This window comes from Caulobacter sp. GW821-FHT10F06, assembly GCF_058809215.1.
On record NZ_JBXASK010000007.1, the window covers coordinates 1 to 14,294 of the forward strand.

13 protein-coding genes and 3 pseudogenes are annotated in these 14,294 nt (G+C 66.8%); 3 read left to right on the forward strand and 13 right to left on the reverse strand.

Annotation, left to right across the window (positions count from 1 at the left end; translation table 11 throughout):
* Positions 1-148: 148 nt before the first annotated feature.
* From rpsD to AC1RUS_RS16075, 13 genes and pseudogenes are all read right to left on the reverse strand, one after another.
* The gene (gene rpsD / locus AC1RUS_RS16015) at positions 149-766 is read right to left on the reverse strand and encodes a 30S ribosomal protein S4 (RefSeq protein ID WP_492917584.1); all 618 of its coding nucleotides are present in this window, start codon (positions 764-766) and stop codon (positions 149-151) included.
* A gap of 148 nt (positions 767-914) precedes the next feature.
* Positions 915-1,370 (reverse strand): hypothetical protein, encoded by a 456-nt coding sequence (locus tag AC1RUS_RS16020; RefSeq protein ID WP_492917585.1) that lies wholly within the window; start codon positions 1,368-1,370, stop codon positions 915-917.
* Positions 1,363-1,605: a hypothetical protein gene (locus AC1RUS_RS16025; protein WP_492917586.1), complete on the reverse strand. Its 243-nt coding sequence runs from the start codon at positions 1,603-1,605 to the stop codon at positions 1,363-1,365. Before AC1RUS_RS16025 ends, AC1RUS_RS16020 begins: the two co-directional genes overlap by 8 nt.
* A 103-nt stretch (positions 1,606-1,708) precedes the next feature.
* Entirely contained in the window at positions 1,709-2,083 is a 375-nt protein-coding gene (locus tag AC1RUS_RS16030) for a hypothetical protein (protein ID WP_492917587.1), read from the reverse strand.
* A gap of 86 nt (positions 2,084-2,169) precedes the next feature.
* The gene (locus AC1RUS_RS16035) at positions 2,170-2,544 is read right to left on the reverse strand and encodes a GFA family protein (protein WP_492917588.1); all 375 of its coding nucleotides are present in this window, start codon (positions 2,542-2,544) and stop codon (positions 2,170-2,172) included.
* Between the two features lie 35 nt (positions 2,545-2,579).
* Positions 2,580-2,846: a type II toxin-antitoxin system RelE/ParE family toxin gene (locus AC1RUS_RS16040; protein ID WP_492917589.1), complete on the reverse strand. Its 267-nt coding sequence runs from the start codon at positions 2,844-2,846 to the stop codon at positions 2,580-2,582.
* Positions 2,834-3,013: an antitoxin gene (locus AC1RUS_RS16045; protein ID WP_492917590.1), complete on the reverse strand. Its 180-nt coding sequence runs from the start codon at positions 3,011-3,013 to the stop codon at positions 2,834-2,836. Before AC1RUS_RS16045 ends, AC1RUS_RS16040 begins: the two co-directional genes overlap by 13 nt.
* A 35-nt stretch (positions 3,014-3,048) precedes the next feature.
* Positions 3,049-3,882 carry an S-formylglutathione hydrolase gene (gene fghA, locus AC1RUS_RS16050; RefSeq protein ID WP_492917591.1) on the reverse strand — a complete coding sequence of 278 codons (834 nt, stop codon included), beginning with the start codon at positions 3,880-3,882 and terminating at the stop codon, positions 3,049-3,051.
* A 3-nt stretch (positions 3,883-3,885) separates the two neighbouring features.
* Positions 3,886-4,021 (reverse strand): annotated as a pseudogene (locus tag AC1RUS_RS16055) (hypothetical protein).
* A gap of 6 nt (positions 4,022-4,027) precedes the next feature.
* The gene (locus AC1RUS_RS16060; RefSeq protein WP_492917592.1) at positions 4,028-5,137 is read right to left on the reverse strand and encodes an S-(hydroxymethyl)glutathione dehydrogenase/class III alcohol dehydrogenase; all 1,110 of its coding nucleotides are present in this window, start codon (positions 5,135-5,137) and stop codon (positions 4,028-4,030) included.
* A 49-nt stretch (positions 5,138-5,186) separates the two neighbouring features.
* Positions 5,187-6,026 carry an alpha/beta fold hydrolase gene (locus AC1RUS_RS16065; RefSeq protein WP_492917593.1) on the reverse strand — a complete coding sequence of 280 codons (840 nt, stop codon included), beginning with the start codon at positions 6,024-6,026 and terminating at the stop codon, positions 5,187-5,189.
* 41 nt (positions 6,027-6,067) lie between these two features.
* Positions 6,068-7,347, reverse strand: a pseudogene (locus tag AC1RUS_RS16070) (DUF1254 domain-containing protein).
* Positions 7,348-7,420: 73 nt separating this feature from the next.
* Positions 7,421-8,026, reverse strand: a complete 606-nt coding sequence (locus tag AC1RUS_RS16075; protein WP_492917594.1) for a CAP domain-containing protein — start codon at positions 8,024-8,026, stop codon at positions 7,421-7,423.
* 267 nt (positions 8,027-8,293) lie between these two features.
* Here AC1RUS_RS16075 and AC1RUS_RS16080 point away from each other — a divergent pair, with 267 nt between their 5' ends.
* The 3 genes and pseudogenes from AC1RUS_RS16080 (at position 8,294) to AC1RUS_RS16090 (ending at position 14,289) form a co-directional block, all read left to right on the forward strand.
* On the forward strand, positions 8,294-10,555 hold the full coding sequence (locus tag AC1RUS_RS16080) for a TonB-dependent receptor (protein WP_492917595.1): 2,262 nt from the start codon (positions 8,294-8,296) through the stop codon (positions 10,553-10,555).
* Between the two features lie 203 nt (positions 10,556-10,758).
* Positions 10,759-13,350, forward strand: a pseudogene (locus AC1RUS_RS16085) (TonB-dependent receptor); the annotation flags it as partial.
* Between the two features lie 132 nt (positions 13,351-13,482).
* Positions 13,483-14,289: a hypothetical protein gene (locus AC1RUS_RS16090; RefSeq protein ID WP_492917596.1), complete on the forward strand. Its 807-nt coding sequence runs from the start codon at positions 13,483-13,485 to the stop codon at positions 14,287-14,289.
* Positions 14,290-14,294: the final 5 nt, after the last annotated feature.

The following is a 14,294-nucleotide window of genomic DNA, read 5'->3' on the forward strand; positions in this document are numbered from 1 at the left end:
CCACCTCAACGGTGCAGGCCGGAGAGGACCCCCTCCGGCCCTCCGGGCCACCTCCCCCAGAGGGGGAGGATCTGACTTGCACAGACCAAGAAAAAGGCCCCGGATTTCTCCGGGGCCTTTCCGTATCTCTTCGAGGTCGAAGGGCTTCTTACGAAGCGTAGAATTCGACGACGAGGTTCGGTTCCATCTTCACCGGGTACGGCACTTCCGACAGTTCCGGGGCGCGCACGAAGGTGGCCGACAGGCCCTTCACGTCGACCGAGACGTACTCGGCGAAGTCGCGTTCGGCCGAGGCGACGGCTTCCAGCACCAGGGCCATGTTGCGCGAACGCTCACGGACGGCGATGACGTCGCCGGCCTTGCAGCGGTACGAGGCGATGTTGACGCGCTTGCCGTTCACGGTCACGTGGCCGTGGTTCACGAACTGGCGGGCGGCGAACACGGTCGGCACGAACTTGGCGCGATAGACGACGGCGTCCAGGCGCGACTCGAGCAGCGCGATCAGGTTTTCCGAGGTGTTGCCCTTGCGGCGGGCGGCTTCCTCGTAGGTGCGCGAGAATTGCTTCTCGGTCAGGTTGCCGTAGTAGCCCTTCAGCTTTTGCTTGGCGCGCAGCTGCAGACCGAAGTCGGAAACCTTTTGCTTGCGGCGCTGGCCGTGCTGGCCGGGGCCGTAGGACCGCTGGTTCACCGGCGACTTCGGCCGGCCCCAGAGGTTTTCGCCCATGCGGCGATCGATCTTGTACTTGGCGCTATGGCGCTTGGACATAAGTCACTCTTTTAGTTCGATCCGGGCCGGCGCCCTCGAGAGGGTGCGATCGCAACGGCGGCTTCGGGTCATTCCGTCATATGGTTCCGCACCGCACGGCGAGCCGGCGGCGGGAAGGCGCGGTTTATGGCGGAGGGGCGACTGGGAGTCAATCGGCGTGAGAGATCACGACCTCACCGGCCGGGCCGACATAGCGCAGGGTGTAGGGTCGCAGGAAGGTTCGCCCCAGCAAAGCCTGATGCCACTGGCCGCCCGTCTCGAGTTCGACTCCGGCGAAAGGCTGGAACAGCATCTGCTTCAAGGATGGAATGTAGAGCCGCGCCATATGGATGTTCACGCGGGTCGCGCCGCCGATGCCGCTGGCGATTCTCTGGTCGATGACGGGCAATCGGGCGCGTCCGGCGATGCCGCTGTCGATGCAGCTGTCGCCCGCACCAGCGTCCACCAGCGCCCTGAGCCCCTTGAATTCGAGTTCCGGACCATCATCCGTGATCGCGATGGGCTTGAAGCCGATATCGACCAGCAAGGTGGGGCCAAAGCGGACGAGGAGATCGGGGGCGCGTTCGCTCTTCCCGTCCTTGAAGCCCGCCTGCGTCTCAGCCATGGGCTGGACGATACATCACCGAAGCCGGCAGATTGACCATGGACGCGCCGACTTGGCGGATCAGATAAGGGCCGCGTTCGAAGCGTTCCACGGCCTCGGTTGCGGCGTCCTCGAAAGTCCCACATACGGCGGCAAGGACGCCCGAATGGAAGACGACCCATTCGCCGAAATGCTCGGCTTCCAGATCGGCCTTCATGGCGTCGAACGCGACGATATCGGCTTGCAACACGGACATGACCTGCCTTGCCTCTTGGCCATGAAACACAGAAAGGCCGCGCGAGATCAACGCGAATGGCTTTCATGATGTTGCTGCGAGTCGTCGCGTTCGACGATCCCGCCTAGGGCCGCAGCAGCGGATTGCGCACGTGCACCTTGGCGCCGTGCTCGACGTCGTACGCGTCCAGCGGGAAGCGCAGGGAGACGCCCTCGGCCACGAAGGCGCGGCACAGGTCCGGGCGCTTGCGCGTGAAGGTGAAGGTGACCACGCCGTCGCGGCGCTGGCTCTCGACGGCGAAGTCGCCGACGGCGGTGCAGCCGTTGGACGAGACCTGGATGATCAGGTCGTTCTTGTCGACGGTCGCGGCCCGGATCGGCTCCAAGTCGGACTTGATCACGCTGACCGAGACGTCCTTGTGGTCGTCGGCGTCGATGATCACGCAGGCCGAGGTCGTGAGCGCCAGGCCGATGACGGCGGCGAGCGAAGCAAATTTCATGTGAAGTCCCCACCGGTCGAAACTTGACCGTGGAGCCAGATCAGCGTCCGCCGCCTGAACCCAGGATGAATTACGGAAAGTTCACGTCACCACAGGGTCTTGCCGTCGATGACCGTGACCGGATGGTCGGCGGCCTCGAAGTCGTCCAGCAGCCGGGCGTTGACGCCGATGCGGCGGGTCTTGCCGTCCCAGGAGCCGTCGGGCTGGAAGTCCGGGCTGTCGCTGAACGTGCCGCAGCCGCAGTCGGGGCAGAAGTGGTGGGCCACCATCTTGCTGTTCCAGCGATAGACTGCCTCCTCCCCGAACGGCGTAGTCAGGGTGAACTGGTCGGGCCTGTAATAGGCGTAAAGCTGTCCGCGCTTGGAGCAGAACGAGCAGGTGCAGCGGGTCAGGGCCTCGGGGATCTGGCCGATGATCGAGAACGCGACCTTGCCGCAATGGCAGCTTCCGGTGAGCGACATGGGCGGGCTCCTGTGGCGAGACCCGCCCTAAACGCCTAGAGCCGCGCGGCGTGCCGTATTCGAACGATCGTCACGACGTCATCACCGACGTGGTAGCGGATGATATAGGGCGGAAGGGCCACCAACTCGCGGAGCGTCGCCGTCGCCGGGCGACCACCCTCGGGGTGGTCCGACAGGCTTTCGGCCGCGCTTTTCAACCTTTGCGCCATGCGCTGAGCGGCCAGAGGACTGAATTGGCCGATATAGGCGCGGATGGCGATCAGATCGGCCAGCGCCCGCCGCGACCAGACTACTTCAGCCACGACTTGGGCGCGGGCTTCTCGTCAGGCGTTCCCCAGGTGTCCAGCCAAGCCGAGACCTCGGCGTGCGGCACGATCCGGCCAGCGGCGATGTCGGCCATGCCTTCGGCGTCGGCGGCCTGTTCGGCGTCGGCGTCGATCTCATCGAAGATGGAGGGCTCAGGAACCATGGCGTCAGCCTATCACACCGGTCCAGCGAACTGAATTACAATCTTTGCGCGTGCCACGCCACGTGCTCGCCGATGAAGGTGGTGATGAAGAAGTAGCTGTGGTCGTAGCCCTCGCGGCGGTTGACCACGACCTTGCGGCCGGCCTTGGCGGCGGCGGCCTCGATCAGCTGCGGCTTCAGCTGGTTGTCCAGAAAGCTGTCGGCCAGGCCTTGCTCGATCAGGATCTCGTCGAAGCTCTCCCCTGCCCCATCCTCGATCAAGGCGGTGGCGTCGTGGGCCCGCCAGGCGGCGCGGTCTTCACCCAGATACGCCGTCATCGCCTTGTCGCCCCACGGGCAGTTCAGCGGCGAGACGATCGGCGAGAAGGCGCTGACCGACTTGAAGCGCTCGGGATTGCGCAGGGCGATCGTCAGGGCGCCGTGGCCGCCCATCGAGTGACCGAAAATCCCGCGTCGCGACGCGTCCAGCGGGAAGGCGCCGTCGACGGCCTCCAGCAGGTCCTTTGTGACGTAGGAGTACATCTTGAAGTGCGAAGCCCAGGGCTGCTGCGTGGCGTCGACATAGAAGCCTGCGCCCTGCCCCAGGTCATAGGCCGGATCGTCGGCCACACCCTCCCCACGCGGCGAGGTGTCGGGCGCGACGATGGCGATCCCATGTCGGGCGGCGTGTTCGTAGACACCCGATTTCACCGTGAAATTGTCTTCCGTGCAGGTCAGGCCCGACAGCCAGATGAGATAGGGGAAAGGCCCCGTCCCGTCGGGCGTCCACACCGTGAACTTCATCGGCGTGCCGGTGCTGGCGCTGTCGTGCCTGCAGTATCGCAGGGTTCCGCCGTGAACGCGGTGGGTAGCGGTGGTTTCGACGGTCATGGCTTACTCGAACGATCCTTCTCCCCTTGCGGGAGAAGGTGGCCTGCGAAGCAGGTCGGATGAGGGGTCTACCGGCGCCTCCGTGCAACCCCTCATCCGTCGCCTGCGGCGACACCTTCTCCCGCAAGGGGAGAAGGATGAAGTCCTAGAACGTCACCACGGTCCGGATGCTCTCGCCCGCGTGCATCAGGTCGAAGGCCTTGTTGATGTCTTCCAGCGGCAGGACGTGGGTGATCATCGGGTCGATCTGGATCTTGCCGTCCATGTACCAGTCGACGATCTTGGGGGTGTCGGTGCGGCCGCGCGCGCCGCCAAAGGCCGTGCCCTTCCAGACCCGGCCGGTGACCAGCTGGAACGGGCGGGTGGCGATCTCCTTGCCGGCCTCGGCCACGCCGATGATGATGCTTTCGCCCCAGCCGCGATGGCAGGCTTCAAGAGCCTGGCGCATGACCGTGGTGTTGCCGGTGGCGTCGAAGGTGTAGTCCGCGCCGCCATCGGTCAGGGCCACCAGATGGGCCACCACGTCGCCGTCGATGGTCTTCGGGTTCACGAAGTGGGTCATGCCGAACTGGCGGCCCCAGGCCTCGCGGTCGGGATTGATGTCGACGCCGATGATCATGTTGGCGCCGACCAGCTTCAGGCCCTGGATGACGTTCAGGCCGATGCCGCCCAGGCCGAACACCACGGCGTTGGCGCCCGGCTCGACCTTGGCGGTGTTGGTCACCGCGCCCACGCCGGTGGTCACGCCGCAGCCGCAGTAGCAGGCGGTCTTGAACGGCGCGTCGCGGCGGATCTTGGCGACCGCGATCTCGGGCAGGACCGTGTAGTTCGAGAAGGTCGAACAGCCCATGTAGTGATGGATGGTCTGGCCCTTGTAGGAAAAGCGGCTGGTGCCGTCGGGCATCAGGCCCTTGCCCTGGGTGGCGCGGATGGCCGTGCAGAGGTTGGTCTTGCCGGAAAGGCAGCTTTTGCACTGGCGACATTCGGGCGTGTAGAGCGGGATCACGTGATCGCCGACCGCCACCGAGGTGACGCCCGCCCCGACCTCGACGACCACGCCCGCGCCTTCGTGGCCCAGGATCGAGGGGAACAGGCCCTCGCTGTCCAGGCCGTCCAGCGTGTAGGCGTCGGTGTGGCAGACGCCCGTGGCCTTGATCTCGACCAGAACCTCGCCGGCCTTGGGGCCTTCCAGGTCGACCTCGACGATTTCCAGCGGCTGTTTGGGCGCGAAGGCGACGGCGGCGCGGGTCTTCATCGGGAGGTCTCCTAGTCGGTGAGTCGGGGCGGACTTTGCCTTCCCGACTTCACTGGGTCGAGCCCGCGTGCGCGGCGTCCGGCACAAAGCCCAGGATCGCCTCGGCGACAAGTTCGGGCGCCATGCGATGCGCGGCGTGCCCCTGGCCCGGCAGTATGCGCGTGACCAGCGTCGGTGCCTCCCAGGCTAGGCGATCGGCGGCGGCCTTCAAAGCGCCCGTGGTCAATTCTCCGGTTAGCAACAACACGGGCACGGACAACGCGCCATAGTGGGCGGGATCGCCCAGCTCGCTCAGAACCATGCCTTCACGGATCAAGGTTGGGGCCGTGGCCATCATGCGGGGCCAAGCGGCCGTGGCCTTCAGGAACGGCAGTGCTCGGGCGGGCATGCCGGTCCCCTCGGTCAGGAACAGGGCGACGGCCGCCTCGGCGTCTCCCTCGGCCAACAGGGCCTTGTACCGTTCCATCATCGCCAGGCTGGCCGGATCGGCGCCGCCATAAAGCGGCGGCTCATAGATGATCAAGCGGGCGACCGGCGCGCGTAACGCCGTCTCCAGCGCCAACACCGCGCCGAACGAGTGGCCAAAAAGCGTGGCGTCCGGGCCAGCGGCCTGCAGCAGCGCCAGCACGTCGTCGCATTCGCGGTTCAGGTCGTGGTCGGCATGATCGCCGCTCGCGCCCCGCCCTCGACGGTCGGGCAGAAAGCAGGTGCAGCGCGACGCCAGCAGCTTGGCGACCGGACGCCAGTCGACGCCCAGGTTCAGCCCACCGTGCACGAGGACGATGGCGGGGCCTTCGCCGATCCGTTGATAGCCGATCGAGGTCCCGTCCCGCGATCGTACGAAGTGAGTGTCGCCCATCACGCCGCCCCGCACCTGTCGTCGCAGCATGCCGCCGCCAGGGTTGGTCCGCAACCTCGCGGCGAGGACCGTCACACCTTCACCACCGCCGGCAGCCTGTACCGCCCGTCCAGCAACTCCGCCCTCGGCAGGTACGTCCGCAGATACAGCGCGAACGGCCCCGCCTTCGGCGCGGGCAGCCAGTTGGCCGAGCGCTCGCCGCCGGGGTCGGTGCGGCCGATCCAGAGGTCCAGCGTCCCGTCGGCGTTGCGCTTCATACCGGCCGTGCGGTCGCCGATGGCGTAGCGCTTGAGCGGATTGTCGGTGAAGAAGAACTGGCCGTCAGCCGTGGCCTCGTACATCGACAGCGACCAGAAGCCATCCAGCGGCAGTTGGGCCGGCAGGGTCAGGCGGTAGAGGCCGTCGCCCGTGAACAGGCCCGCGCCGTCGTCGCCGGCCGCCTTCATGTACATGAAGGCGGCCGGCAGCGCGCCCAGGCCCTGCAGGGCGACGATGGCGCGGTAGAGATAGTCCTGGCCGTAGTCGCCGAGGTTGGCGCGCGGATAACTCCAGCCGCCCACGAAGGTCTGCCGCCCCTTGGCCATCACGGTGATCATCCGGGCGGTGTCGACGCCGTCTGCGGCCGCCCGGGCGTCGAAGGGTCCCGCGCCCAGGAAGGCGGACGTGCGGCGCAGGATCTTCAGGTCGGTCGGCGGGGCGGGGTCGGACGCCAGCAGCGCGCGGGCGGCGGCGAAATAGGCCTCCGGCGCGGCGTCGCGAGCGGCGTAAGCCGGCACGGCGGCGCCCGCCGGACCCCTGAGAGAGAAGCCGTCCTGCACCTTGTGAACCGCCGGCAGGTCGGCGTCGTCCTGCACCAGCACGCGGATCAGCAGCCAGGCATGCGGCGTGGCGATGCGGGTCGGGTTGGGGCCCGCCGCCGGCTGGCCTGGCCCGACCAGGGTGAAGGTCCCCCCTGCCCGCCGATGGTCCGCGCGCCCAGGACGACATTGTTGTTGGTGTACATGTCCATGATCGCGACCGAGAAATAGCGGTCGCCGGTCGCGGGTATGGTCAGGGTCGCCGGGCCCTGGGTCAGGTCCAGGAAGGCGATCGAATAGAGGGTGTCGTTGTTGGGCGTCGTCACCCGGCGGGCGGTGTGGTCGCTCAGAACCCGGGTGTGCAGCAGCGTGTTGGTGGTCGCGCCGGGCGCGCTCAGCACCCGCGCCCGCGTGGTCGCCATCTCGATCAGCGGCAGGGCGAAGAAATAGGCGTCGCGCGCGGCCAGGGCCGCGCCCTCGCCGTCCTGCGCGTTGGCCAGACCGGGCGCAAGGCCCAGCGCGCCGGCCAGGGCCAGCAGTTCCCGACGGTTCATGGCGTTTCTCCCCAACGCTTGTTTGAAGCGAGGGTAACGCCACTTGCCGCATCCTGTCTCTAGCAAGCGCGCCCTACCGCGCCAGGGCTCCGGCGAAGTCGATCGTGCACATCGCGCCATAGGCCCGGTGCGGGCCGCAGGCGACGCCGGCCAGCTGATAGCCGGTCCCGAAGATGTTGTGGCGATGGCCGCGCATGGGGACGCCGCTGTCGATGATCAGCTGGCGGACGACATCGCGGGCGTCGTCATAGCCGTACGAGATGTTCTCGGCCGACATGCCGGCCCAGACGCCCGCCCCTTGCAGCCTGCGCCCGAGCGCGCCGGCCGCGCCATGGCCGACATCGCCACGCGATCCCTGGACCCGCGTGTGCTCGCGGGCCGCGACGGCGATGCGGTCGTCCCAGGTCAGGGCCGGCAAAGGGCGTTGGCGCGACAGGAAGTCGATCGCCTCCTCCACCGCCTCGGGATCATCGCCGGAATAGTCGCCGCGCTGGACCGACACGGCCTGGCGGCGCAGCTCGCGCGCATAGTCGGCCGGGTTGGCGCGGGCGTAGTTGATCTCGGCCAGGACGGCGTCGTCCAGACCTTCAGCGTCAGCAGCGAAGGCGGCGGGGGCGAGAATCGAGAAAAGCAGTCCGGCGAAAACCGAGACACAGGCCATGCGGCCGGAATTGCGCATGTGCGCGCTCCCGTTACTAGACGCCCCAGGGCCGCTTTAACACGGGCCGGCGCGGCGTCCACGACGGCCTAATGTCGCGGCGGCGAATGCCCACAAGTGTGGCTGGTAAGTAACCTTTCCCTGAATTGTCACGAGACCGTCATCCAACGTGCGTATCGGCGGCGAAAGCCGTGCAAAGACGCGCGGACCGCCGGAAGACTCATCGTGATCGGGACGATGACCCAGGCGGCTTTCGATCAGATCAGACCGCCTATTTGGGGATGCTCCATGCTAGATAAACGCAATGTCCTGTTGCTCGGGACCGCGATCGCGGCCCTGTCCTTCGCCTGCGCCGCCTCGGCCCAGGAAGCCGCCGGGACGCAACTGGACGAGGTCGTGGTGACCGCCGAGCGCCGCTCGGAAAACCTGCAGAAGGTGCCGCTGTCGGTGGCCGCCGTGGCCGGCGAGCAACTGCGCGCCGTTCAGGCGGGCGGCGACGACATCCTGTCGCTGTCGGGCCGCGTCCCCAGCCTCTACGCCGAGACCACCACGGGCCGGATCTTCCCGCGCTTCTACATCCGCGGCCTGGGCAACATCGACTTCTACCTCGGCGCCTCGCAGCCGGTGGCGATCATCCAGGACGAGGTCGTGCTGGAGCACGTCGTCCTGAAGTCCAACCCCGTGTTCGACGTCCAGCAGGTTGAAGTGCTGCGCGGCCCGCAAGGCTCGCTGTTCGGCCGCAACACCACCGCCGGCATCATCAAGTTCGACACGGCCAAGCCGACCCAGACCCTGCAAGGCCGCTTCAACGCCTCGTACGGCAGCTATGGCACCACCACGTTCGACGGCGGTATCGGCGGCCCGATCGTCGAGGACAAGCTGGCCTTCCGCGTCTCGACCCTCTACCAGCACCGCGACGACTGGGTGGACAACACCTTCTCGGGCGCGAGCGCCGACGGCACCGTGACCCCGAAGAAGAACGCCATGGGCGGCTTCACCGAGAAGGACGCGCGCATCCAGATCCTGGCGACGCCGACCGAAGCCCTGACGGTCCTGGCCTCGGCCCACGCCCGTGACTACGAAGGCACCTCGACCCTGTTCCTGCGCGGCGCGCTGAAGAAGGGCTCGAACAACACCTCGGTCCCGCGCGATCAGGTCGCCTTCGACGAAGCCGACAACAACCCGCAGGCCTACAAGATGTCGGGCGTGTCGCTGAACGTCGCCTACGACTTCGGCCCGGTCACCCTGACCTCGATCAGCGCCTTCGAAGGCGCCAAGGGCTACAGCCGCGGCGACACTGACGGCGGCGCAGCGGCCAATTTCCCGGTCGGCGGCGTTCCGAACGGCTTTGGCCAGTCGATGGGCGTGCTGAAGGACCTCGACCAGCTGACCCAGGAAATCCGCCTGGCTAGCAACGGCGAAGGCAAGCTGAAGTGGCAGGTCGGCGGCTTCTACTTCGACGCCCGCGACTACACCGACTTCTATCAGCGCGCCTTCTTCGTGAAGACCAACCCGAACAACTGGGTCGCCCTGAAGAACGAGAACACCTCTTGGGCGGTGTTCGGCCAGGCCAGCTATGAGGTCACCGACAAGCTGACCATCACCGGCGGCGTTCGCCAGACCGACGACACCAAGAAGACCCGCCTGCTGAAGACGGCCGACACCGCCGCCGGCGTCGTGACCTACACCGGTCGCCGCTATGTGAAGATGTCGGACAACAAGGTCAGCTGGGATCTGAGCGGTCTCTACCAGGTCAATGACGACGTCAGCGTCTACGCCCGCGTCGCCAAGGGCTTCCGCGGCCCGACCATCCAGGGCCGCTCGGCGGTGTTCAACTCCGACTTCACCACCGCCGACAGCGAGACCATCCTGTCGTACGAAGCCGGCTTCAAGAGCACCCTGCTGGACAACACGCTGCGCCTGAACGCCTCGGCGTTCACCTACGAGGTCAGCGACATCCAGCTGAACGGCAACGACAGCAACGGCAACGGCGTGCTGTTCAACGCCGACAAGGCCAAGGCTTACGGCATGGAAGCCGACGCCGAATGGCGCCCGGTCTCGAACCTGACCCTGACCGCCGGCGTCAGCCTGCTGCACAGCGAGATCAAGGACAAGCGCGTCTACGCCCAGGTCTGCGCGCTCAATGGCGTGGTGGTCTGCTCGGTGGGCGACCCGACGATCAAGATCGGCACGAACGTCTTCGCCCAGATCGACGGCGAGCCGCTGCCCAACGCGCCGGAGTACAACGTCAACCTGTCGGGCCGCTACGACGTGCCGGTCGAGAGCGGCAAGTTCTTCGTCGCCACCGACTGGAACCTGCAGGGCTACACCAGCTTCGTGCTCTACAAGACCAAGGAGTTCACCTCGAACGGCAACTTCGAGGGCGGCCTGAAGCTCGGCTACGCCAGCGACAAGGGTTACGAAGTGGCCCTGTTCGGCCGCAACATCACCAACGAGAAGAACCTCAAGGGCGTCATCGAGAACTACATGGCGGCCGTCTACAACGAACCCCGCATCGTCGGCGTCTCGATCAGCGCCAAGCTGAACTAGTCGTCGCCGCCTAGCGGACCGCTTGAGGGCGCGTCGGGACCAGGTCCTGGCGCGCCCTTTTGCTTTTCGAATCTCGATCCGACCACGGATGGACCGTCGCCAAGCTGTCGCCTTAGTGGCGCAAAACTTCAGGACAACTGTAACGGCCGCGTCGCGGACGCCGCCTAAGCGCCTCCCATCACATTGCATGGAAGGGGCGAACCATGTCCAAGACGCATCATCTGATTGCCGGCCTGCTGGCCACGACCGCGCTGTCGGTCCCCGCCCTCGCCTTCGCCCAGGACGAGCCCAACGCCGTCGACGCCGTGGTGGTCACCGGCCAGCGCGAGGCCCAGCGCGCCGCCATCGCCGTCAAGCGCGACACGTTCGTGGTGTCCGACGTGGTCTCGGCCGACGACATCGGCAAGCTGCCCGACCACAACACCGCCGCCGCCCTGCGCCGCATTCCCGGCATCTCGGTGATGGAGGACCAGGGCGAGCCGCGCTTCCCGGTGATCCGCGGCCTGCGCTCGACCTACAACCGCACCACCGTCGACGGCGCCCTGGTGGCCTCGGTCGACGAGAGCGGCCGCACCGTGCCCATGGACATCGTGCCCTCGGTGATGGCCGGCCGGCTGGAAGTCATCAAGACCGTGACGCCCGAGAACGACGGCAACGCCATCGGCGGCGTCATCAACGTCACCACCCGCAGCGCCTTCGACGCCGGCAAGCCGTTCTTCAACGGCATGGTCTCGTACGGCGACTACGAGCGCAGCGGCGGCGTGCGCAACGACAAGCCCTCCTACCGCCTGGCCTTCGCCACCGGGACCACCTTCGGCCCCAACGACGAATGGGGCGTGGTGGTCGGGGCCTCGCACGAGCAGCTGGACTACGACATCCCGCAGGTCGAATCCGCCGATCCCAGCGTGCGCGAATACAGCACCGCCGGCGCGCCGGTGCTGTCGGGCGCGGCCAATGGCAACGGCCTGCAGGTGCCGACCCAGGTCCGCCTGTTCTGGTACAACAACACCAAGCAGCGCAGCGGCGTGAACGGCAAGATCGAGTACCGCCCCACCGACGACTTCCGCTGGGACGCTTCGGGCCTGTTCGCCCGCATGGAGGACGACGAGGAGCGGATCGAGTACCGCATCGAGCCGATCGGCAACGTCGCCAACCAGACCCCGACCAGCGGCAGCTTCGCCCGCGGTCGCGGCATCATCCAGCTGAACCAGCCGATCACCAAGCGCGAGATCGGCCTGGCCCGCACCGGCTTCCAGTGGAATTTCGCGCCCAAATGGAAGGCTGACGGCGACCTGATCTATTCGGCGGCCGGCCTGGAAGTGCCCAACGAGTCGGTCGAGTTCCGCACCGTCGACGCCCAGGGCGCCAACTACGCCTTCAACTACGACACCACCAATCCGCTGTTCCCGACCTTCACGCCGCTGAACGACGCGGCCCTGCGCAATCCGGCCAACTACGTGCTGCAGCAGCACCGCATCGCCCTGACCAAGACCAATGAGAGCACGGGCCAGGCGCGCTTCGACCTCGCCTTCGACGACGAGGGCGGCGAGCGCAACCTGAAGGCCAAGATCGGCGGCGCGCTGCGCTCCAGCGAGCGCAAGTTCACCAGCAGCCAGGTCAACTACCGCACCGGGACGGGCTTCACCTACACCCTGGACGAGGTCGACAGCGCCGGCCCCAGCGAGCTGATCGCCGGGCGCTACAGCTTGAACCCCCGCATCAACGCCAAGGCGGCGATGGACTTCTTCCACGCCAATCGCGCCAAGTTCACCGAAACGGTCACCGCGCCGACCGGCAACTACAAGGTCAGCGAGGACGTCTATGCCGGCTACGCCCAGGCCAGCTACCAGATCGGCGACCTGACGGTCCTGGGCGGCGTCCGCTACGAGAAGACCAAGGTCGAGTCCGACGCCATCCGCACCACCGCCGGCGTCCTGACCCCGGTCAGCAATTCCGGCTCGTACGGCAACTGGATGCCCAGCGCCCACATCCAGTGGAAGCCGGCGGAGAACTGGATCGTCCGCGCCGCCTGGACCAACACCATCGGCCGCCCGGACTACGGCTCGCTGGCCGCCACCGAGGGCCTCAGCTTCGACGGCAGCCAGCCCACCCTGTCGCGCGGCAATCCCAACCTGAAGGCCCGCGAGAGCGAGGGCTTCGACCTTTCGATCGAGTTCTACCCGACCGACGGCATGATCTCGCTGGCGGTGTTCAACAAGGACATCAAGAACGAAATCTTCACGCTGAGCTCGGTCGAGAACCGCGACGTCGGCCGCGGCGTCGAGCCGGTGCTGGTGTCCACACCCCGCAACGCCGAGACCGCCAAGGTCAGCGGCCTGGAGTTCGCGGTGCAGCAGGCCTTCACCTTCCTGCCCGCGCCGTTCGACGGCTTCGGCTTCAACGGCAACATCACGGTGCTGGACACCGAGTTCACATTCCTGACCTCGACCGGCCCGCGCCGTACGGGCCTGTTCCAGCAGCCCGACATCACCACCAACGAGTCGCTCTACTACCAGCGCGGTCCGCTCGAGGCCCGGGTGTCGCACAACTATATCGGCGGCCAGTTGGAGACGATCAACGACGCCAACCGCAACTCCGACCAGTACTGGAAGGGCCGCCACGTGTTCGACGCCAGCCTGTCCTGGCGCTTCGCCGATCACCTGACGGTCTTCGTCGAGGGCCAGAACCTCAGCAACACCGGCCGCCAGGAAGTCACTGGCCCCAGCCGCCATAACCTGCAGGAATGGGCCAACTACGGCCGCACCTACTGGGTCGGCGCGGCGTTGAACTTCTAGGACTTGTGCGTGGTCCTCGTCCTTCGACAAGCTCAGGATGAGGACCATTTTGGCGGCCGTTCACGAGAAAACCCATCCTGAGCCTGTCGAAGGACGAGGTTTCGGTCACGCCGACGGAAGACGGAGACATCGATGATCCTGGAACTCTTCGCGGCCGTGGCGCTGCAGGCGGCCGAAGCGCCCAAGGCCGATACGCCGGTCTTCGCGCGCAGGGCCGAGACGGTCCGTCGCTACGACGGCGCCGCCAGCCAGGGCGCGACGGCGGGACCCAACAACGTCTATTCGATCAGCAATTTCAAGCTGGTCCGCTTCGACAAGAAGACCGGCGAGAAGCGCGCGGAGTGGGTCGGCGACAAGGCCCGCTTCCCGCACATCAACTCCTGCGCGCTGATCGCCAAGGACCTGGTCTGCGCCAGCTCCAACTTCCCCGGCGTGCCGCAGGTCAGCACGGTCGAGATCTTCGATCCCATGACCCTGGCCCACCGGCGCAGCATCTCGCTGGGCCTGGGCACGGGGTCGGTGACCTGGGTCGATCGCCACGACGGCTTCTGGTGGGCGATGTTCGCCAACTATGACGGCAAGGGCGGCGAGCCGCCGCGCGACCATCGTCACACCACCCTGGTCAAGTTCGACGATCAGTGGCGACGCCTGGAGGCCTGGGCCCTGCCCGCCACGGTGCTGGACCGCATCGCGCCGATGAGCATTTCGGGCGGCGGCTGGGGTCCGGACGGCAAGCTCTATCTGAGCGGCCACGACCTGCCCGAGCTCTATGTGATGCAATTGCCGATGGGCGGCGGCGTTCTGGACCACCTGGAGACCGTCGGCATGGAAGCCGAGGGCCAGGCGATCGACTGGGACGAAAGTCAGCCGGGCACGTTGTACGGCATCACCCGCCGGACCAAGGAGATCCTGGCGATGAAGGTCCCGCCGGCGAAGTAACGAGG